Source organism: Streptococcus infantis (assembly GCF_000960085.1).
Taxonomy (GTDB): domain Bacteria; phylum Bacillota; class Bacilli; order Lactobacillales; family Streptococcaceae; genus Streptococcus; species Streptococcus infantis_C.
Genome location: NZ_JYGT01000002.1, coordinates 86,007 through 107,682, shown reverse-complemented (window position 1 = coordinate 107,682; position 21,676 = coordinate 86,007). Strand labels below are relative to the sequence as shown.

Here is a 21,676-nt window from a genome sequence, read left to right as displayed (position 1 = left end):
GTTCAGTACTATAACCTTCAGTTATAGTGCCCTGCACATTGGTTCGTCTTGTTCAGTTTTCAAAGGTCTTTGTCGCGCTTGCGACAACTATATTAGTATATCACAGTCAGTTTTCTCTGTCAACAGGTTTTTTTAACTTTTTTTATATCCTATTCCCATCAACCGCGATACACCCATAGTCCGTACGGGATTCGAACCCGTGTTACCGCCGTGAAAAGGCGGTGTCTTAACCCCTTGACCAACGGACCTTGAGCTTTTCAACTCTTTCTATTATACCTACTTTTTAGCGCTTGTCAACTGGTTTTTGCTATTTTTTATTATTTTGGTCCAAAATCTTTTAAGACAAGTTGCAACTCTTTAAGCATAGCTTTTCTGCCTTTAAATCGTTCATCTGCCATCAATCGTTCGAAATATTCCAACTTCTCCTTTCCTAAACCAGCTCGATATTTCTTAAGCATTTCTTGTAGAGCGTACGACTCATCCAAGACAAGTCCTCCCTCCCTTAATCTGTGGCTAATTTCACCCACTTCTTCATATGCTTGACGATCTAATTTTCTTTTATAACTCTCTTGTTTTCGCACAGCATCTAAAATCCGATTGCGAAATTTTGTTTTAAAGTAAATATAGAATTGTTTATTTTTTTTCTCCTTGAATTCTGGGTGGTTCTCCATTAATTCATGAAGACAAATCATTCCTTCTTGGTCCCAATCTTCTTTTTCCCATAAATGAAGATAGTACTCCTTTCGGCACTTGTGTACGATAGCTCTTACTTCTTGGTAATTTTTTTCTAACATGATTACCCTCCTTTTCTGCATTCAGTATAGCAGAGTCAACCTTCATAAAAGTCTTTATTCTTTATTTTGCTTCTATTCTTGTCTAAATTTATACATTAGATACTAATACATCTCTTTTAGATTTCTTTTGAATCATTTCAGGACGCAAAAAAATGACAAGAATTCATTCTTGCCATTTAAGAATTATTGGAACAAATCTACTATTGTATCCCATATTGTTTTTGCTTTTTCTTTAATCTTAGCATCTGAAATTGCTCGTTCTGCTTCATCGATAAGATTCTGAGCTCGTCCTCTAATATCGGTTATAGTATCACTTGATTGCGTTCCACCACTGTCAGTAAAATGATTTTGAGCATTTTTAGGTGCTATACCGTTTAGTTCATAAGCATTCTTAACTGTAAAAGTACTTCCCGGCGTATAAGGAAGGATTGTTTCAGCCATGCTTCTAAAAATATGAGCTGCGCCATTTGAAGTCGAGCCTGATAGATAATGATTTTCGTCCGTAGTCGGGAAACCAAGCCAGTGACTGATTACCACATCAGGCGTATAGCCAATAACCCACTGGTCACTTGTATATACTGGGTTAAAAGCCGCTTCAGTTGTACCAGTTTTTCCAGCTAAAACATAGTCATTAGGTGAAGAACTTATTCCTGTACCATTTGTAAAGGTTCCAAGCATCATACTTGTCATTTTATCAGCTACCGATTTGTCAACCACTCGTTTTTGAGTGTTTTTGTGAGTAGCAATGACTTCTCCACTTGCATTTTCAATTCGTGTAATAAAATGTGCTTCAGGCATTAAACCTTCATTTGCGAATGCTGCATAAGCTTGCGCCATTTGTAGTGGGTTAGTTTCCACGCCACCACCTAGAGCTACACCTAACACGCGATCCACATTCGTTAAATCAAGTCCAAATTTTTCACCTGATTCAAAAGCCTTATCGATGCCAAGTTGTTTAACTGTTGCTACTGCAGGGAGGTTTAAAGATTCGGCTAAAGCTTGATACATTGGAATTTCTGGTGACGTTTTGATTCCAGCGTAGTTATCGACCTTGTAGTCTCCATATTCCATGGTATGATTATCCAACTCTTTATTTAAAGCCCAACCCGCTTCGACTGCTGGTGTATAAACTACTAATGGTTTAATCGTTGACCCTGGACTTCTTTTTGATTGAGTTGCATAGTTGAAATTTCGAAAACCAACTTTATCATCTCCGGCAACGCGACCAACAATCCCTCGAACTCCACCCGTTTTTGGTTCCAAAGCGACACTACCTGACTCTGCATGTGTCCCATCTTCAGCCGTTGGAAAGAGAGATGTATTTTGATAGATTACCTGCATATTTGCTTGGTAATTTTGATCTAGCTCCGTATAAATTCGATAACCGTTATTAACGATTTCTTCCTCTGTTAGGTTATACTTTTCAATAGCTTCATTAACAACTGCATCAAAATAAGAAGGATAACGGTAGTCTGATATTTTTCCTTCATAAACATCCTGAAGCCGAGATGCCATGTCAACACCTGCAGCTTCCGCTTCTTTATTTTTATCAATATAGCCAGCAGCTACCATATTTTGTAGAACAGTATCTCTGCGATTAGTAGAGTCTTCAATGGAATTCAAAGGGTTGTATAACTCTGGCCCTTTAAGCATTCCTGCTAAGGTTGCAGCTTCATCAAGTGTCAATTGAGAGGCTGAAACTCCGAAGTACTTTTTACTTGCATCCTCAACACCCCAAACTCCATTACCGAAGTAGGCATTGTTCAAGTACATGGTTAGAATTTCTTTTTTACTGTATTTTTTGGTTAATTCTAAAGCAAGGAAGAATTCTTTAGCCTTTCTCTGCACAGTTTGGTCTTGTGAAAGATAAGCATTTTTCGCCAACTGTTGGGTAATTGTAGAACCACCGCCCGAACGACCAGCTGTTAGGATAGCCAGGAAAAAGCGCCCATAGTTAATTCCACTATTTTTATAGAAACTTCTATCTTCTGTCGCAATAACAGCATTCTGCAAATCTTCACTAATATCAGAAAGTTCGACATAGGTCCCTTTTTGTCCTGACAGGGCTCCCGCTTCTTTCTCTTCTCGGTCAAAAATCAGAGTTCGAGTTTTTAAAGCATTTTGCAAATCTGTAACATTTGTCGATTTTGCTAGGGCAAACAGATAAACTCCAACAAACAAGCTAGTACTGAGTCCCAAAATCAGAAAGATTTTTGTCAGATGATAGCGACGCCAGAATTTTCGGATAGAACCAACTGACCCAGATTTCTTCCGTCCTGATCTTGAACGTCGTAAATTACTAGACCCGTTACCTTCATGTTCAACTTCATTAGTCTCTGTTTCTTCAATTTCAGATTCTTCTTTCTTAAATAAGGAAAGAAATTTTTCAAATAATGTATCTAATTTCATGCGTTTATTTTATCATCTTCCCTATAGGAAGACAAGAATTTAGCTAGTCCCCTGTCCAAATAGACTAATTTTTGTTACAATATCTGTATGAAATTTACCTTTACTATACCTGATTCTTTGCCTGAAATGACAGTCAAACTTTTTCTGGAAGAGCAACTGTTAATCCCTCGAAAAATACGACATTTTTTGAGAGTTAAGAAACATATCCTTATCAACAAAAAAGAAGTTCATTGGCACCAAACTATCAAAGCAGGAGATGAATGTCAATTGATTTTCGACGAGGAAGATTATCCTGCAAAAGAAATTACTTCGGGAGACGCCAAACTTGTAAATGAAGTCTATCAAGATCAACATTTAATTATCGTCAATAAACCTGAGGGTATGAAGACACATGGAAATCAGCCAGATGAGATAGCTCTTCTCAATCATGTCAGCGCCTATGTCGGTCAAACCTGCTATGTTGTTCATAGACTAGATATGGAAACAAGTGGTCTCGTACTGTTTGCGAAAAATCCATTTATATTGCCTATCCTCAATCGATTATTAGAGAAAAAAGAGATTTCGCGAGAATACTGTGCCTTAGTGGAAGGAAAAACAGAAGCCAAAGAACTTATCTTTCGAGATAAAATCGGCCGCAATCGCCATGATCGTAGAAAAAGAGTTGTGGATCAAAAAAATGGTCAATATGCCGAAACTCAAGTAACTCGGTTAAAACAGTTTCAAAACAAAACCAGTCTCGTTCGGTGCAGATTGAAAACAGGACGTACTCATCAAATTCGAGTGCATCTATCTCACCACGGGCATCCAATCCTTGGAGACCCTCTCTACAATCCACATTCAAAAACTAAGAGACTGATGCTACACGCATTCAAACTATCCTTTGTCCACCCTCTAACTTTAAACAAGTTAAGTTTTACTGCGCTATCAGATACATTTGAAAGAGAATTAAAACAAAATGGATGATAAAACCATCCATTTTTATTATAAGCAAAAAAGCAAGGCCAGTTGACCTTGCTTTAATTGACTCAGGAATTATTTAGCGATTTTAGCGAAGTATTCAAGAGTACGTACAAGTTGTGCAGTGTAAGACATTTCGTTGTCGTACCATGATACAACTTTAACCAATTGTTTACCGTCAACGTCAAGAACTTTAGTTTGAGTTGCGTCAAACAATGAACCGTATGACATACCTACGATATCTGAAGATACGATTGGATCTTCTGTGTAACCGTATGATTCGTTTGAAGCTGCTTTCATAGCTGCGTTCACTTCATCAACAGTAACGTTCTTTTCAAGAACAGCTACCAATTCAGTAACTGATCCAGTTGGAGTTGGAACGCGTTGTGCAGATCCGTCAAGTTTACCGTTCAATTCTGGGATTACAAGACCGATAGCTTTAGCAGCACCAGTTGAGTTAGGAACGATGTTTGCAGCACCAGCGCGAGCACGACGAAGGTCACCACCACGGTGTGGTCCGTCAAGGATCATTTGGTCACCAGTGTAAGCGTGGATAGTAGTCATCAATCCTTCTACAACACCGAAGTTATCTTGAAGAGCTTTAGCCATTGGAGCCAAGCAGTTTGTAGTACATGAAGCACCTGAAATAACTGTTTCAGTTCCATCAAGAACATCGTGGTTAGTGTTAAATACAACTGTTTTAACGTCGTTTCCACCAGGAGCAGTGATAACAACTTTCTTAGCTCCGCCTGGGTGCAAGTGTTTTTCAGCTGCATCTTTCTTAGCGAAGAATCCAGTTGCTTCAAGAACGATTTCTACACCATCGTTAGCCCAGTCGATTTGTTCTGGGTCACGTTCTGCAGAAACGCGGATGAATTTACCGTTAACTTCGAATCCACCTTCTTTAACTTCCACAGTTCCGTCGAAACGACCTTGAGTTGTGTCATATTTCAACAAGTGTGCAAGCATAACTGGATCTGTAAGGTCGTTGATGCGAGTAACTTCAACACCTTCTACGTTTTGGATACGACGGAAAGCAAGACGACCGATACGACCGAAACCGTTAATACCAACTTTAACTACCATTAGTGATTTCCTCCTTATGAAAATCATGAAAATTTTATTGTGAAAAGAGTAACTTGAATCACTACAAATCACCTTTCAACAAACCTATTATATAACTATTTTAGTTTTATTGCAAGCGCTGACGTTGATTTTCACTTCAGTTTTCTACTTTGCAAAGACTCAAATTTATATAAGTTAATTGAGCCAAAAGCCTTTCAACATAGATATTGACAGTTAGTTACAAGCCTTTCTTTCTAAACTTTTAACCTCATCTATTTTGAAAAACTATAAAAAAGAGACAGGATTACTCCTGCCTCTGACTGATAATCAATTATTTAAGACGTCCTGGTCTTTCTTTGTAACCATAGTAAGCATCTTCGATGATTTCTTGCATATGATCAACCATTGGAAGACGTGGGTTTGCAGGTGAACATTGATCTTCATAAGCAAGGAAGGCCAATTCACGTGAATGTTCTTTCCATTCTTTCTCGTCAATACCTTGTGCTTTGAAGTTCATTTGGATACCTACGCGCTCACCGAGTTCGTAAACAGCTTTAGCATAAGATGCAACCCCTTCTTCTGGTGTAGAAGCTGGAAGGCCAAGCATACGAGCGATATCTTGATACTTCTCATCTGCACGGTAGTAGTTGTACTTAGGCCATGTAGCTGTCTTAGCTGGGCGCGTACCGTTGTAACGGATAACGTATGGAAGCAAGATTGCATTTGTACGTCCGTGAACTGTGTGGAATTGTGCACCAATCTTGTGAGCCATTGAGTGAGAAATACCTAGAAAGGCATTCGCAAAGGCCATACCAGCAATAGTTGAAGCGTTATGCATTTTCTCACGCGAGTGGAAGTCTGCATTCTTCACTGAGCTTTCCAAGTTTTCGAATACAAGTTTGATAGCTTGAAGAGCAAGACCATCAGTGTAGTCGCTAGCCATTTGTGATACGTAAGCTTCAGTTGCGTGAGTCAATACGTCCATACCAGTGTCAGCAGCAACAAATCCAGGAACTGTCAATACCAAAGCAGGGTCTACGATTGCCACAGTTGGTGTCAATGAGTAGTCAGCGATTGGGTATTTACGGTTGTTTGCTTTATCAGAGATAACGGCAAATGGAGTTACTTCAGATCCTGTACCAGATGTAGTTGGGATAGCGATGAATTTAGTTTTCTTACCAAGCAATGGGAATTTGAAGGCACGTTTACGGATATCCATGAATTTTTGTACAAGGTCACGGAAGTCCACTTCTGGTTGTTCGTAGAAGAGCCACATTACTTTAGCAGCATCCATTGGTGATCCACCACCAAGAGCGATGATTGTATCTGGTTTGAAGGAACGCATGATTTCTGTACCACGTTCAACAGTTGTGATATCTGGATCTGGCTCTACATCTGCAAAGATTTGGTAAACAACCTTATTGCGACGAAGGTCAAGTTGTTCGATGATACGATCAAGGAAACCAAGTTCTACCATAGCGTGGTCTGTAACGATCATGACACGCTCAACGTCACGACATTTTTGAAGGTATTGAATTGAATCACGTTCAAAGTATGTTTTTGAAGGAAGTTTCATCCATTGCATGTTATTTCTCCGTCTTCCGACTTTTTTGATATTCAAGAGGTTAATGGCGCTAACGTTATCCCCAACTGAGTTACGTCCGTAAGAACCACATCCGAGTGTCAATGATGGCAAGAAGGCATTATAAACGTCTCCGATACCACCGAAAGTAGAAGGTGAGTTACAGATAACACGAATAGCTTTAACAGCTTTACCAAATTCTTTAGTCAATTCTTCGTCAGCTGTGTGGATGGCTGCTGAGTGACCAAGACCGTTAAATTCAACCATTTGACGAGCTTTGGTAATACCATCTTCACGGCTTTCAGATTTCAAAACTGCGATAACTGGTGACAATTTTTCACGAGTCAATGGCTCATTTTCACCAACTTCTTTACATTCTGCAGCAAGAATGTTTGTTCCTTCTGGAACTGTAAATCCTGCTTGTTCTGCAATCCAAGTTGCTGGTTTACCAACGATGTCAGCGTTCAATTTCGCACCAGCACAGTTTTTGCTGTTTGCTTTCACGCCGAAGCAGAACTCTTCAAGAAGTGCTTTTTCTTTCTTGTTTACAAAGTAAGTGTGATAAGATTTGAACTCTGCTACAAATTCATCGTAAATTTCTTTATCAATGATAACCGCTTGTTCAGATGCACAGACCATACCATTGTCAAATGATTTAGACATTACGATATCGTGAGCAGCTTGGCGGATGTTAGCTGATTTTTCAACATAAGCTGGAACGTTACCCGCACCAACCCCAAGAGCTGGTTTACCACATGAATATGCAGCTTTAACCATGGCATTACCACCTGTTGCAAGGATTGTTGCAACACCTTCGTGGTTCATCAATGCGCTAGTTGCTTCCATAGATGGTTCAGTAATCCACTGTACACAGTTTTCAGGAGCTCCTGCTTTAATCGCTGCGTCACGCACGATTTGAGCTGCATGAGCTGATGATTCTTGAGCTGATGGGTGGAATGCAAAGACAATCGGATTACGAGTCTTCAATGAAATCAAAGCTTTAAAGATTGCTGTTGAAGTTGGGTTAGTTGTCGGAGTAATCCCACAAACAACACCAACTGGTTCAGCAATAAGAGTCAATCCTGTTACGTCATCTTCTTCGATAACACCAACTGTTTTAGTGTGGCGCATGTTATTTACTACGTGCTCACAAGCAAATAGGTTTTTAGTTGCTTTATCTTCAAATACTCCACGTCCAGTTTCTTCAAATGCATGAAGAGCAAGTTCTCCATGTGCGTCAAGCGCTGCAACTGAAGCTTTTGCTACGATATAATCAACTTGATCTTGATCGAGTTTACGCATTTCTTCAAGAGCAACCAAAGCTTTTTGCACCAAACCATCGACATGCTTTTCAGCAGCGAGTTTCTTTTCCTCTGGTGTTACAGTTTTTTTATCAGCCATATTTTCCTCCATAGCTTTCAAGGATTGTAAGTCCTTTGTTAATTTTTTCACAAGATTATTATAACTCTTTTTTTTAAATTTGTAAACAGTTTCATAGACATTTCACAAACTTTTTTTAGTTGTTTGTGAAAACAATTTCAAATATATTCACACATGCGCTTTTTCACTCAAAGTTTGTGAATTATTCCGTAAAAGTTTTATTTTTCACAAACTTAGTTGTAAAACAGTCTTGTAAGCCATTTTTATTTCCATGTAAGCGCTTTCTAGTTGTGCAGTGTAATACCTCCTCATAGAGGAGGTTATTGTGCTTGTTGGAAGAGCCCTTGTTTAAAGTCGCCTTCATAGACAACTTCTTGCTCTGTAGTCAGTTTTCCTTTTCCTTCAGCTTGGCCGTTAACAAAGTCACCTTCATAAACCCAACCATCCTTAGCTTGGTAGGTTCCTTTTCCATTAAATGCGCCATTTTTAAACTCACCGGTGTAGGTATCGCCATTTGAGAAGGTCATTATTCCTTGGCCATTCATCTTTCCACGGACGATGCTCCCATCATATACAATTGAATCACCATCCAGTTTTAAGACTCCTTGTTTTGGCATATTCCCTACAAATACAAAAATAGCACAAAGGACTATAACTACTACCGTCGCAATTTCTAAACGAGGACGTGTTATATAGACACTGTATTTATCATAGAGTTTTTTTAAATTATCCATTTTTTTCCTCATTTTCTAAACGTGCTAGCCAAGCTTGGCAACCAGCTAAAACTCGATCATAAGTTTCATTGAAATCACCTGTATACCATGGATCTGGAACACTTTCAGAAGCGAACGCTTCTATCTTGTGCTGTTGTTTTTGAGGACACATTCGAGTCAAGTCAAGGAGATTCGATTCGTCCATACCAATGATATAATCAAAATATTCAAAATCATCCTTAGAGATTTGTTGTGATGTTTTTGATGAATCATAAGGAATACCGTGAGTTTTAAAGATTTTCTGAGTTCCTTTGTGAATTGGGTTGCCGTGTTCCCAAGAAGAAGTTGCTCTACTTTCAATCTCATATTCATCGGTTAAAGATTTCATCACAAATTCTGCCATAGGACTCCGGCAAATATTACCAAGGCAAACAAAAACAACTTTTTTCATCATTGTCCCTCATCTTCATAGAAAAAGGGGTATAAGATCAACCCCGTTTTATTCTTCAATCGCACTTTCACCGTCGATGACTGTACCTTCTGATGTAACAGCTTCTTTCAATGGCAAGACTGATTTGATTGCTCCGAGTTCAAAAGTCAAGTAAACTCCGTCTACATCAAGTACGATCGTTCTGTTTTCGGTATCAACTTCATCTACTGTACCGTATAAACCACCGATAGTAATGACTTCATAACCTTTTTGAAGTTTATTGAGACTCTCCATGCGTTTTTCAGCTTGTTTCTTTTGAGAACGTTGCATGAAGAACATCAAGCCGAACATCAAAACAAGCATAATCAAGAATGTTAAATTCCCACCCATTATTTTTTACTCCTTTGTAATTCAGATAAAACTACTATATCAAATTTCACTTGTTTTTACAAGATTATACCCTGGTTTTGGGACAATAAAAAACCAGAGCAAAGCTCTGATTTTTCTTACTTCAAGTTGTTTACAATTTCAACTAAGTTTTCTACTGTAAAGCCATATTCTTCTAAAACTTTTGAAGCTGGAGCAGACGCACCAAAGGTATCAATACCGAGAACCGCTCCATCAAGACCGACGTATTTATACCAGTTTTGGGTTGCTCCCATTTCGACTGCTACACGGCGACGAACTGCATTTGGTAAGATTTCTTCTTTGTATGCTGCATCTTGTGCATCAAATACATCTGTAGATGGCATGCTGACTACGCGAACTTTTCCACCTTGGCTTGCCAATTCTTTAGCAGCTGCAACAGCTAGATTCACTTCTGAACCTGTTGCAATCAAGATAGTGTCAAAGTCTGCTGCATTTTCATAGACAACGTAAGCACCTTTTGCAACCTTCTCGAAGTCTGTTCCTTCCTCAACAGTCAAGTTTTGGCGAGTCAAGACAAGGGCAGTTGGTGTTTTCTCACTCTTCACTGCGAGATACCAAGCTGCTTGAGTTTCACGCGCATCTGCTGGACGGAAAACGTTGAGGTTTGGAATCGCACGAAGGCCTGACAAGTGCTCAATCGGTTCATGAGTTGGCCCATCTTCACCAACTGCGATTGAATCGTGAGTAAAGACATAGGTTACAGGAAGACCTTGTAGGGCTGACAAACGAACTGCCGCTTTAAGGTAATCTGAGAATACGAAGAATGTTCCGCCATAAACACGAAGTCCACCATGAAGAGCCATTCCGTTCAAAACAGTTCCCATTGCAAATTCACGAACACCAAATTGGATATTACGGTTCAAGCGATTTGCATCGTCCTGAAGTCCGTCAGTTTTGATGTAAGTCATATTTGAATGAGCAAGGTCAGCTGATCCACCAAGGAAGGTTGGCAATTTAGCAGCTACTACATTCAAGGCATCCTGGCTTGAGTTACGAGTCGCTTGAGAGAAACCATTTTCTAAAGCTGGGAAGTCTTCTGGAGTCAATTCAACTGGATCGCGTCCTTCGATGATGGCTTCCACTTCTGCAGCCAATTCTGGGTGAGCTTCTTTATAGTCTGCAACTAGTTTTGTCCATGCTTCATATGCTGATGCACCACGGTCCGCAACATTTTGTTTGAAATCAGCATAAACTTCTGCTGGAATTTCAAATGGTTCGTAGTTCCAACCAAGTGCTTGGCGAGTTGCTGCAGTTTCATCCGCTCCAAGAGGAGCGCCGTGTACAGCATTAGTCCCTTGTTTGTTTGGAGAACCATAACCAATAACTGTTTTCACTTCGATTAAAGATGGTTTTCCTGAAGCCTTAGCTTCTTCAATAGCAGCATGAATAGCTTCTAAGTCTGTCCCATCTTCTACCAATGCTGTATGCCAACCGTAGGCATTGTAACGGTCACGAACACTTTCTGTAAATGAATCTTTTGTCTCACCATCCAAGTTGATATCATTTGAATCATAGAGCACAACCAACTTGTCTAGTTTTTGCAAACCTGCATAAGAAGCAGCTTCACTTGAGACACCTTCCATCAAGTCACCATCTCCACAAATAACGTAAGTGTAGTGGTCAAAGATGTTATAGCCTTCGCGGTTGTACTTAGCCGCAAGGAAACGTTCTGCTTGTGCAAAACCTGTCGCAGTCGCAATCCCTTGTCCTAGAGGACCTGTTGTTGCATCAACCCCTGCTGTATGACCAAATTCTGGGTGACCTGGTGTTTTAGAACCCCATTGACGGAAGCTCTTCACTTCATCCATGCTCACATCTTCAAATCCAGAGAGATGAAGAAGGGCGTAGAGGAGCATTGAACCATGACCTGCTGAAAGAATGAAACGGTCGCGGTTAATCCAATTTGGTTGAGCTGGATTGATACGAAGTTCTTTAGTGAATAGGCTGTATGCCATCGGTGCAGCTCCCATAACCACCCCTGGGTGACCTGAGTTTGCTTTATTGATAGCGTCAATACCTAGAAAACGAATCGCATTAACAGATAGATTTGACATAGAATTTCCTTTCTCTTTGAGGTGATAAGTATACCACTCATCCTATTTTACTATTATATGAAAAAATACCTAGAATAGCAATAAAACAATTTACTATAAAATGACTCAGCCGATTAGATTAATTTCTGGTCGCTTGATAGTAAGGTAATAATTTTTCAAAACCTCTATCAAGTCCATCTAGAACCTTATCTAGGGTATCTTCATCGGCTATTGGAATATCAACTTTTACTAAAACCTTACGAATCTCCTGATTGGATAATTCTTGTCTTAAAAGTTTCCTGTTCTCTTCAGTAGCTTGTACTCTATAGCTTTCATCGTTTTTCTGAACCCAATAATAGATTCCATCAACCACTGGGATATCCAAGATTTTAGCCTGTTTTGATAAGGTCTTTTCATCTTTCTTTCTCTCTACAAAGCTGATTTCTATAGAGATTCCCCAATTATTCTGATTTCCATACAAACGAAGAGCCATCATGGGCTCTGTTACATGTCCCTCTCTCTGTAAATAAACCCAGAAATGTGGTCGTAATCTCTGCGCTTGATTCATCCATTGACTGGTTGGGTGTAAATTCCAATCGGAATGCCTAGCTTGAAAACATTCCGCTAGGTGAGTAAATGCCTTTCGCGCTTCCTGCCCTTTTTGACGCAGGTCTAGCATTTTATCCTTTTCAGCTCCTGCTTTGTCAGGATTCCGGTACTGTTCTCCTTGATAAGCAAGATAGTCCTTGAATTCTTTCATTTGATTCCTTCTTTAGTGAGAAAAAAATCAGGAAAAACCTGATCTTTTATTTATCTTATTCTGTATCAACTACAACGTAACGGTTTGGTTCATCACCTTCCGAGTAACTCGTTACACCTTCCATTCGTGAGATGATGCGATGAATAATTTTACGCTCGCTACTTGACATTGGATCTGTCATCTGACTACGTCCTTCTTCCAAGACACGTGTAGCCAATTTTTGCGCATAGCTCTGCAACACTTCTGCACGATGTTCCACATAGTCATTCACGTTAATAGTGATGTAGAAAGTTTTTGAATAACGGTTATAAAGGTAATTTTGTGCCAAAAGTTGAAGAGATTTCAAAACTTTACCATGATAACCAATAATACGACCTGGCTCATTTGTATCAATTTGCATATTGATAGAGCGACGGTTAGAGGTACTAGAAATAGTTCCCTCAACATCCATATCATCGATGATTGCTTGAACATAGTCCGTCACTTCTTCAACAACCTTTTCAGTGTCATAAGTTGGTTCGACTTTCAAACCAAGGTTTTCTAAATCACTACTTTGCTCTTCGTCATCATTATCTTGAGTTTCTTCAGGTTCCAATTCTTTTAAAACAGCAATATGCCCTGTTTCCTCTAAAATCGTACTTGCTTCTTTATCGTTTTTAAGAATTTCAGCCTTGACTTCTTCAGAAATTTCTTGACCTTCTTCTTCAATTTTCTTGATAGCTGCAACTACATGCCCTAAATCAACTGTCGCTTCACTGACTGTTTTAACTGGGTCATTTTGATCATTAATTTCTTTTGGAACGCCTTTGATAGCCTGCTGATTTGCTTTTACAACAGTAGTCTCACTAATTGCTTCGATATCAACTTGAGCTGGTTTCTTTCCGAAAAGCCCAAAAAATCCTTTTTTCTCTTTCGAAACAACCTTGATATGAGCTTTCATTCTCGGAATATTTAATTCATTCAATCCTTTTTGGATTGCTTCTTCAACAGTTAAACCTGTAAATAATACCATTATCAGATTTCTCCTTACTTTTTCTTTTTCTGTGCTTTCTTCAGAGCTTTTCTTTTCTTAGCTTCTAGATCTCTTTTAGCCTTCACATCCGCTTCACGCTCTTCAATGATTTTGAAGGGATTGTTCAGTAGGTAAGTTTGCAATACTTGATAAGCGTTTGAAACCGTCCAATAAAGAGCAACACCGCTTGGTGCAGACATTGCAAAAAAGAAGATGATGACAGGCATTCCATACATCATCGCTGTCATTGCACCATTTTTTTCAGGCAAGGCTTTGTTTGAAAGCCAGCTACTGAAGAAAGTGAATAAGGCAGCTAGAATTGGTAATACCAAAGTAGTGTCAGCTCCACCTAGATTGAACCACAAAAAATGGCCAGTCTTCAAAAAATCTACGTACGATAAGGCTTGGAAAAGGGCCAATAGAATTGGCATTTGAATCAAAAGCGGCCAAAACGATGCAGATTGCTTAATTCCTAATTCTTTAAATAGTTTGCGTGTTTCCTGATCTAGTTTAGTGCGACTTTCCATATCGCGACCTGGATAACGTTCGCGCAATTCTTTTATACGAGGCTGCGCTTCTTGCATTTTTCTGGATGCCACCATTTGCGTTTGAAAGACCGGTAATAAGATTGTTCGAATCAAGACTGTGAAAATAATGATCCCTAAACCAATACTTACATTAAAGGACAAAAAACGAATGGTTTCAGCAAAAAAATAAACAAGTTTACTCCAAAAATCTGACGAATCAGCAGAAACTTCACTAGTTGCACAAGCAGTCATTACCAACAAGGACAAACCTAGCATACTAGTCAATTGTAATTTCTTCTTCACTCCTATTTCCTTCCTGGTATATCTTTGCTAATCTCAAAACATGAAGTAGGTTTTTTTCGATTTCTGCATATTCTAGAGTTTCAACGCCTTTTCGAGCAATGACAACAAAGTCTACATTATCAACTATCTGGTGACTGTTTTTAATCAAAACATGTCGAATTCTTCTCTTGATTTGATTTCTTGTTACAGCATTTCCTAACCTCTTGCTAACTGATAAGCCTACTCGAAAATGTTGTTGCTGGTTTTCTAATCGATAAATAACAAATTTTCGATTAGCTACACTTTTCCCCTCTTTAAATATGGCGTCGAAATCTTTCTCTTTTTTTACACGAAAGCTTTTTCTCAAAAATCATACTCCATCTAATAAAACTACTACTATTATACCATAAAATTTCAAAAAGCCAATCATGGCAAGGTTTTAGGCTAGTTTGACTTAGAAAAAAGTAGCCATTTTTAAAAAAATTGGTTAGAATCAATGATATTTTAGTAGTTTTTTGAGAATACAAAACAAAAGTCACTCTTACGAGCGACTTTTTGTAGGAGATTATTATGAAAAAGTTTAGGATTTCTATTAAATAAAGTTAGGAGGTCTTTATTTAATGATTAGAGTATACATACTTATCCTTAAATTGAACTTAAATCATTTTATTTTTTATTAATTTTTAAAACTATGAATTGGAGCTGGAATCTGTCCTCCACGAGCAATGAAATCAGCCGAAGAAGCTCCATTGACTTTCATAACTGGGGCAGTTCCCAATAAGCCACCAAATTCAATCATGTCGCCTTCTTTACCCTTTGGAATGATACGGACAGCTGTGGTTTTCATATTAATGACACCAATTGCTGCCTCATCCGCAATCATAGCCGCAATCGTTTCAACGGGGGTATCCGCAGGAATGGCAATCATATCTAACCCGACTGAACAGATAGCGGTCATTGCTTCTAATTTTTCTAGATTGAGAGAACCATTTTGTACAGCTGCAATCATACCTTCGTCCTCAGAAACTGGAATGAAGGCACCTGATAAGCCACCAACTTGGTTACAAGCCATAACCCCACCTTTTTTAACCTGATCATTCAAAAGTGCTAGGGCTGCAGTCGTCCCATGAGTTCCAACTGTTTCCAATCCCATCTCCTCAAGAACACGAGCTACAGAATCTCCAACTGCTGGAGTTGGAGCTAAGCTCAAATCAACGATTCCAAAATCAACTCCAAGTCGCTCACTAGCCATTTGACCAACTAATTGACCAATACGGGTAATCTTGAAAGCTGTCTTTTTAACAGTTTCAGCAACTACATCAAAGCTTTCCCCACGAACTTTTTCCAAGGCACGTTTAACAACACCTGGACCAGAAACGCCAACATTAATAATAACATCTGCTTCACCAACACCATGGAAGGCTCCTGCCATAAAAGGATTATCCTCAATTGCATTGGCAAAAACGACTAGTTTAGCAGCCCCCATATCCGAAAGTTCAGCTGTTTCCTTGATAATTCGTCCCATATCAGCTACAGCAGTCATGTTGATTCCTGACTTAGTTGAACCAATATTGACAGAAGAACAAACCTTATCTGTCTCTGCTAGAGCACGTGGAATAGAATTTATCAGAATTTCATCCCCTTTTTGGTAACCTTTTTGTACCAAGGCAGAAAAACCTCCAATAAAGTCTACCCCAATTTTTTTTGCAGCCTTATCCAATGCTTTAGCCAACACTACATAATCTGTCGCATCTGTTGCTGCTCCAATCAAGGAAAGAGGAGTTACCGATACGCGTTTGTTAACAATTGGAATCCCAAGTTCCGCAGCAATTTCATCACCGACAGCAACTAAATTTGCTGCCTTACTAGTTATCTTATCATAAATTTTATCTGCAGCCTTATTGATATCAGGATCAATACAATCAAGAAGTGAAATTCCCATGGTAATGGTTCTAATATCAAAATTCTGCTCTTCAATCATTGCGATAGTTTCAGTAACTTGTCTAATATCCATACACGCCTCCTAGATATTATACATAGCATCAAAAATCGCAGCACTCTGAATATTGATTTTGACATTCAAAGTCTGACCAAAAGCCTCAAACTCATTTCTCAAACGAGTAAAATCTTGTTTTTCTTCACTAGATACCACAGCCATCATTGTGAAGAACTCGTCCAAGACAGTTTGTGAAATGTCATCAATATTTAATCCTAATTCAGCAATTTTAGTCGCAACACCAGCAACAATTCCGCCCTTATCTTTTCCAACTACAGTTATAATAGCTTTCATATCGGCCCTCCATTTTTAAACTATAGAAAATTTAGTTTTGTGTTTTTCTTTTTTTCTCAGTATAGCACATTTACAACAAAAAAACTAAAAAACGCCTGCTTACGAAATTGTTCTTAAAAGAAAAACAATTTCGTAAACAAGCGTCTACCCGATCATCTTATGATGAGTGTTCCCGCTAGGACAAAAGTCCTAGCGGTAGACCAGAGCTAGACTAAGAGCACAGGGGCTCCATCATCATAACACTCAACAAAATTGATGATTTTATACTAATTCGATGATCGCCATTGGCGCTGCATCACCACGACGTGGTTCAGTTTTAAGGATACGAGTGTATCCACCGTTACGGTCTGCGTAACGAGGTGCGATTTCTGAGAACAATTTTTGAAGAGCTGTAGTAGAAGTGTACTTGTCAGTTGCTTCATCATAGTTTTCAGATGCGATTTCATTACGTACGAAAGCAGCAGCTTGACGACGTGCATGCAAATCACCACGTTTACCTAGAGTAATCATTTTTTCAACAGTTTTACGGATTTCTTTAGCACGAGCTTCAGTTGTCACGATTGATTCGTTGATCAAAAGGTCAGTTGTCAAATCGCGAAGCATTGCTTTACGTTGTGAGCTAGTGCGTCCTAGTTTACGGTAAGCCATGTATTCCTCCTTTATTTATCTTTTAATCCAAGACCCAAATCAATGAGTTTGAGTTTCACTTCTTCCAAACTCTTGCGTCCAAGATTTCTTACTTTCATCATCTCTGCTTCAGATTTTTCTGTCAAATCATGCACAGTATTGATACCAGCACGTTTCAAACAGTTATATGAGCGTACAGATAAGTCAAGTTCCTCAATCGTACGTTCCAAAATACGGTCGTCCGATTCAGTATCAGCTTCTTTCATCACTTCTGCAGATTTAGCAATCTCTGTAAGATTTGTAAACAAATCAAGATGTTCTGTCAAAATGCGTGCTGAAAGCCCTAAAGCATCTTCTGGAATAATAGTTCCATTTGTCAAGATTTCAAGGGTTAATTTGTCGAAACCATCATTGCTTCCTACACGAGCAGGTTCTACTTGATAGTTAACTTTTGTAACTGGTGTATAAATAGAATCTACAGCAAGCGTTCCAACTGGTGCATTATCTTTCTTATTTTCGTCTGCAGGTACATATCCACGACCACTATTTACAGTCATAGTCGCTTTAAATGAAGCACCTTCTCCGATTGTGAAAAGATAATGATCTGGATTTACGATTTCGATATCACTATCAGTCAAAATGTCTCCAGCTGTAACTTCAGCAGGCCCTTCGACATCAAGTTCAATAGTCTTTTCGTCTTTTACATATGATTTAACTGCAATCCCTTTAATGTTCAAAATGATTTGCATCACGTCTTCGCGAACACCAGGAATTGTATCAAACTCATGTAATACTCCATCGATATCGATAGATGTAACAGCTGCTCCTGGAAGAGAAGCAAGAAGTACACGACGAAGAGAGTTACCAAGTGTTGTACCGTATCCACGTTCTAGTGGTTCGATTACAAACTTGCCATAATCTTTATTTTCATCAATTTTTGTTATATTTGGTTTTTCAAACTCGATCATTTAGTTACTCCCTCTTAAACGAAAAGCAGTGTAAAGGTAATGATTATACACGGCGACGTTTTGGAGGACGAGCACCATTGTGTGGCACTGGAGTCACATCACGAATTGCTGTTACTTCAAGACCAGCGGCAGCAAGAGCACGAATAGCTGACTCACGACCAGAACCTGGACCTTTTACAGTAACTTCAACTGATTTAAGACCGTGTTCTTGTGCAGATTTAGCAGCAGCTTCTGAAGCCATTTGAGCAGCAAATGGTGTAGATTTACGAGAACCTTTGAAACCAAGAGCACCAGCTGATGACCAAGCGATTGCATTACCATGCACATCAGTAATCATAACAATAGTGTTATTAAATGTAGCGTGAATATGAGCAATACCAGATTCGATATTCTTTTTCACACGACGTTTACGTGTTGGTTTAGCCAAGACTTTTACCTCCTATATTATTTTTTCTTACCAGCAATCGCAACAGCTTTACCTTTACGAGTGCGAGCATTGTTTTTAGTGTTTTGTCCACGGACAGGAAGTCCACGACGGTGACGGATACCACGGTATGAACCGATTTCCATCAAACGTTTGATGTTCAAGTTTACTTCACGACGAAGGTCACCTTCAACTTTAATTGCATCAACTTCACGACGGATAGCATCTTCTTGATCTGATGTAAGGTCGCGAACACGAATATCTTCTGAAATTCCAGCAGCTGCTAAGATTTTCTTAGATGTTGCAAGTCCGATACCATAGACATAAGTCAATGAGATAACTACACGTTTGTCATTTGGAATGTCAACTCCAGCAATACGAGCCATGTTTTCTCCTTTCTATCTTATCCTTGACGTTGTTTGTGTTTTGGATTTGCTGGGCAAATTACCATAACACGGCCATTACGACGAATTACTTTACAGTATTCGCAAATTGGTTTGACCGATGGTCTTACTTTCATTTCTTATCCCTCCAAGTTTTTCGATTATTTAAAGCGGTAAGTGATACGTCCACGTGTCAAGTCATATGGACTCATTTCAACAGTAACACGATCTCCCGCTAAAATACGAATATAGTTTTTACGAATTTTACCAGAAACTGTTGCTAAAATCTGATGTCCATTTTCAAGTTCAACCGTAAACATTGCATTCGGCATTGTATCGACTACTTTGCCTTCAACTTCAATCACATCGTCTTTTGCCACGCAAAAGTACCTCCCTAAATTTCGATTTGATGCCTCTAGACACAGAGACAACAATTATAAGTCAGACTAACTCAGTATAACATTTGTCAAGACATTTTGCAAGTCTGAAAAACGCTTTTATTTCAAATTTGTCAATACCTTTTCGATATCTTTAAAGACATCATCGATATCTTGGTTACCTTCGATATCATGTACTAAACCTTTAGCGCGATAGTGAGCAATGATTGGTTCCCCTTGAGCAATATTAACATCCAAACGACGTTTTACTGTCTCAGGTTTATCATCTTCACGTTGGTAGTAATCTTCCTCTTTGTAATCAACTGGTGGATTGAATACTTTATGGAAAGTTTCTCCAGTTTGACGATGAATGATACGTCCGCTCAAACGCTCTAAAAGACTGTCTGGATTTACTTCGATGTTGATAACACCTTCAAGCTCAATACCAAGTTCAGCCAATGTTTTATCTAAAGCATGCGCTTGTTCAATAGTACGTGGATATCCGTCTAATAAGAAACCAGTTTCTTTAATATCATCTTGAGAAAGACGTTCTTTAACAATTCCATTTGTTACTTCATCTGGAACCAACTCGCCTTTGTCAATATACGACTTAGCTAGCACACCCATTTCAGTTTGGTTAGCCATTGCCGCACGGAACATATCACCTGTTGAGATGTGGGCAACGTGAAATTGTTCAACGATTTTCGCCGCTTGTGTCCCCTTACCTGCACCAGGTAAACCCATAATCAAAAGATTCATGATTCATACTCCTTTTTTATTTTTAAATAGAAGCAAAAATTCATTTCAACTCCTATTTAAAAACAAAATAGAAGAGAGGAGATAAAAATCTGACAATGTCTTTGATTTTTACACTCCACTCTCTGAGCAATAGTGAATTTTATTTTCTATTACAATTATTCTGTTGTATCTAAGAAACCAACATACTTACGTTTCAATAGATATCCTTCCAATTGTTTAATTCCTTCAATACCTGTAGAGATAATGATTAGCAAACTTGTTCCCCCAAAAGCAACAACTTCTGAAAGACCAAATAAATCTTTAGCTACGATAGGTAAGATAGAAATAACACCTAGGAAGAGAGATCCGACAGTAGCGAGACGACGAAGAAGTTTTGACATGTACTCCTCTGTCCCCTTACCTGGACGGACACCATGGATATAAGCTCCACTCTTTTGTAAATTTTCTGCTGCTTTCTCTGGATTGATCTGTACAAATGTATAGAAGAATGTAAAGAGAATAATCAACAGAGCATACAATGCAACACCTGTTGGGGTTGAAGTAGATACCAACTCTTGAGCGGTTTTTACCCATTCCCAATTAAGGCCAGACGCACTTACGAATTGTAAAATTGCTGCCGGTGCTGCTGTAATAGAGCTGGCAAAGATAACAGGGATAACCCCAGCAGGGTTAATCTTCAAAGGAAGATAGGAACTTGATGGTGCACCTTGAGCTACCTTTGTATACTGAATTGGGATCTTGTATTTAGCTTGTTCAACATAAGTTGTAAAGTAAACAATTACCAATACAGCAACGATTAAGATGGCAACAAAAATTAGAGACGATGTCAAACGACTGCTTGGTACATTGACAAAGTAATCTACATAGATGCCTTTAATCATATCAGGAATTGAAGCAACAATCCCTGCAAAGATAATCATTGAAACACCATTCCCGTATCCCTTATCTGTGATTTGTTCTCCCAACCAGGTCACAATCATGCTTCCTGCGGTTAAGATTCCACCAATTACAAGGAAAACTTGTGGTGTAAGTGGTACAGTCAAAAGTTTAGCTCCAGATAGAGCGTTAAAACCAGCAGTAATCCCAACTGATTGAACAAATGCAAGCACAAGTGCAATGTATCGAGTTGCCTGGTTTAACTTTCTACGACCAACTTCCCCCTGTTTCCCCCACTCTACAAATTTTGGTAATAAATCCATTTGCAAGAGTTGGACGACGATTGAGGCTGTGATGTACGGGCTAACACCAAGTGCAAAAACTGAGAAGTTTTTCATGGCATTCCCTGACACCAAGCTCAACATATTCAAAAAGGATAGTCCACTCAAAGCGTTCAAGCTATTTGCATTTACCCATGGCACAGTAATGCTTGTACCGATACGGAATACAAATACGATAAAAATTGTAAATAGAATTTTTGATCGAACTTGTTTAACTTTGAATGCTTCTCTCAATAATTTAAAAAACATAGGTCACCT

General features: G+C 38.9%; 23 protein-coding genes and 1 tRNA gene. 1 reads left to right on the top strand and 23 read right to left on the bottom strand.

Features of this window, described 5'->3' with window-relative positions:
- Window positions 1-176: 176 nt before the first annotated feature.
- The 3 genes from TZ94_RS00660 to pbp2a all read right to left on the bottom strand — a co-directional run bounded on the left by TZ94_RS00660 (window position 177) and on the right by pbp2a (window position 3,203).
- Window positions 177-248, bottom strand: a tRNA-Glu gene (locus TZ94_RS00660).
- A gap of 69 nt (window positions 249-317) precedes the next feature.
- On the bottom strand, window positions 318-794 hold the full coding sequence (locus TZ94_RS00655; protein ID WP_045613208.1) for a sigma factor: 477 nt from the start codon (window positions 792-794) through the stop codon (window positions 318-320).
- Window positions 795-977: 183 nt separating this feature from the next.
- Window positions 978-3,203, bottom strand: coding sequence for a penicillin-binding protein PBP2A (gene pbp2a / locus TZ94_RS00650; protein ID WP_045613206.1), 2,226 nt, complete (start codon window positions 3,201-3,203; stop codon window positions 978-980).
- An 87-nt stretch (window positions 3,204-3,290) separates the two neighbouring features.
- On the opposite strand from pbp2a, the gene TZ94_RS00645 reads away from it, so the two are divergent.
- A complete protein-coding gene (locus TZ94_RS00645) occupies window positions 3,291-4,166 on the top strand; it encodes an RluA family pseudouridine synthase (protein ID WP_142321326.1) in 876 nt (291 codons plus the stop codon).
- Window positions 4,167-4,235: 69 nt separating this feature from the next.
- On the opposite strand, the gene gap is transcribed toward TZ94_RS00645, so the two are convergent.
- From gap to secY, 20 genes are all read right to left on the bottom strand, one after another.
- On the bottom strand, window positions 4,236-5,246 hold the full coding sequence (gap, locus tag TZ94_RS00640) for a type I glyceraldehyde-3-phosphate dehydrogenase (protein ID WP_045613204.1): 1,011 nt from the start codon (window positions 5,244-5,246) through the stop codon (window positions 4,236-4,238).
- Window positions 5,247-5,556: 310 nt separating this feature from the next.
- Window positions 5,557-8,208, bottom strand: coding sequence for a bifunctional acetaldehyde-CoA/alcohol dehydrogenase (adhE, locus tag TZ94_RS00635; protein WP_045613202.1), 2,652 nt, complete (start codon window positions 8,206-8,208; stop codon window positions 5,557-5,559).
- A 299-nt stretch (window positions 8,209-8,507) separates the two neighbouring features.
- Complete coding sequence (locus TZ94_RS00630) at window positions 8,508-8,921, bottom strand: MORN repeat-containing protein (RefSeq protein WP_045613200.1); 414 nt, start codon at window positions 8,919-8,921, stop codon at window positions 8,508-8,510.
- Entirely contained in the window at window positions 8,914-9,351 is a 438-nt protein-coding gene (locus TZ94_RS00625) for a low molecular weight protein-tyrosine-phosphatase (protein ID WP_045613219.1), read from the bottom strand. The genes TZ94_RS00630 and TZ94_RS00625 overlap by 8 nt, the downstream gene beginning before the upstream one ends.
- A gap of 48 nt (window positions 9,352-9,399) precedes the next feature.
- Entirely contained in the window at window positions 9,400-9,720 is a 321-nt protein-coding gene (gene yajC / locus TZ94_RS00620) for a preprotein translocase subunit YajC (RefSeq protein WP_006151030.1), read from the bottom strand.
- Window positions 9,721-9,836: 116 nt separating this feature from the next.
- A complete protein-coding gene (tkt, locus tag TZ94_RS00615; protein WP_045613197.1) occupies window positions 9,837-11,813 on the bottom strand; it encodes a transketolase in 1,977 nt (658 codons plus the stop codon).
- A gap of 118 nt (window positions 11,814-11,931) precedes the next feature.
- Complete coding sequence (locus TZ94_RS00610) at window positions 11,932-12,552, bottom strand: hypothetical protein (RefSeq protein ID WP_045613195.1); 621 nt, start codon at window positions 12,550-12,552, stop codon at window positions 11,932-11,934.
- A gap of 55 nt (window positions 12,553-12,607) precedes the next feature.
- A complete protein-coding gene (jag, locus tag TZ94_RS00605; protein WP_045613194.1) occupies window positions 12,608-13,564 on the bottom strand; it encodes an RNA-binding cell elongation regulator Jag/EloR in 957 nt (318 codons plus the stop codon).
- 14 nt (window positions 13,565-13,578) lie between these two features.
- Complete coding sequence (locus TZ94_RS00600) at window positions 13,579-14,394, bottom strand: YidC/Oxa1 family membrane protein insertase (RefSeq protein WP_071788244.1); 816 nt, start codon at window positions 14,392-14,394, stop codon at window positions 13,579-13,581.
- Window positions 14,369-14,740 (bottom strand): ribonuclease P protein component, encoded by a 372-nt coding sequence (gene rnpA, locus TZ94_RS00595; protein ID WP_045613192.1) that lies wholly within the window; start codon window positions 14,738-14,740, stop codon window positions 14,369-14,371. The genes TZ94_RS00600 and rnpA overlap by 26 nt, the downstream gene beginning before the upstream one ends.
- Before the next feature lie 309 nt (window positions 14,741-15,049).
- Window positions 15,050-16,387: a PFL family protein gene (locus TZ94_RS00590; protein ID WP_045613190.1), complete on the bottom strand. Its 1,338-nt coding sequence runs from the start codon at window positions 16,385-16,387 to the stop codon at window positions 15,050-15,052.
- A gap of 9 nt (window positions 16,388-16,396) precedes the next feature.
- A complete protein-coding gene (locus TZ94_RS00585; RefSeq protein WP_045613188.1) occupies window positions 16,397-16,663 on the bottom strand; it encodes an ACT domain-containing protein in 267 nt (88 codons plus the stop codon).
- 261 nt (window positions 16,664-16,924) lie between these two features.
- Window positions 16,925-17,311 carry a 50S ribosomal protein L17 gene (gene rplQ, locus TZ94_RS00580; protein ID WP_004251124.1) on the bottom strand — a complete coding sequence of 129 codons (387 nt, stop codon included), beginning with the start codon at window positions 17,309-17,311 and terminating at the stop codon, window positions 16,925-16,927.
- A gap of 11 nt (window positions 17,312-17,322) precedes the next feature.
- Window positions 17,323-18,258 (bottom strand): DNA-directed RNA polymerase subunit alpha, encoded by a 936-nt coding sequence (locus TZ94_RS00575; protein ID WP_006151057.1) that lies wholly within the window; start codon window positions 18,256-18,258, stop codon window positions 17,323-17,325.
- Between the two features lie 43 nt (window positions 18,259-18,301).
- Window positions 18,302-18,685 carry a 30S ribosomal protein S11 gene (gene rpsK / locus TZ94_RS00570; protein ID WP_001118385.1) on the bottom strand — a complete coding sequence of 128 codons (384 nt, stop codon included), beginning with the start codon at window positions 18,683-18,685 and terminating at the stop codon, window positions 18,302-18,304.
- 17 nt (window positions 18,686-18,702) lie between these two features.
- Window positions 18,703-19,068, bottom strand: a complete 366-nt coding sequence (gene rpsM / locus TZ94_RS00565) for a 30S ribosomal protein S13 (RefSeq protein ID WP_006151054.1) — start codon at window positions 19,066-19,068, stop codon at window positions 18,703-18,705.
- Between the two features lie 17 nt (window positions 19,069-19,085).
- Window positions 19,086-19,202 carry a 50S ribosomal protein L36 gene (rpmJ, locus tag TZ94_RS09380; RefSeq protein WP_001808836.1) on the bottom strand — a complete coding sequence of 39 codons (117 nt, stop codon included), beginning with the start codon at window positions 19,200-19,202 and terminating at the stop codon, window positions 19,086-19,088.
- A gap of 24 nt (window positions 19,203-19,226) precedes the next feature.
- Entirely contained in the window at window positions 19,227-19,445 is a 219-nt protein-coding gene (gene infA / locus TZ94_RS00555) for a translation initiation factor IF-1 (protein ID WP_001029883.1), read from the bottom strand.
- Window positions 19,446-19,562: 117 nt separating this feature from the next.
- Window positions 19,563-20,201 carry an adenylate kinase gene (locus tag TZ94_RS00550; RefSeq protein ID WP_045613186.1) on the bottom strand — a complete coding sequence of 213 codons (639 nt, stop codon included), beginning with the start codon at window positions 20,199-20,201 and terminating at the stop codon, window positions 19,563-19,565.
- Between the two features lie 155 nt (window positions 20,202-20,356).
- Complete coding sequence (secY, locus tag TZ94_RS00545) at window positions 20,357-21,667, bottom strand: preprotein translocase subunit SecY (RefSeq protein ID WP_045613184.1); 1,311 nt, start codon at window positions 21,665-21,667, stop codon at window positions 20,357-20,359.
- Between the last annotated feature and the right edge of the window lie 9 nt (window positions 21,668-21,676).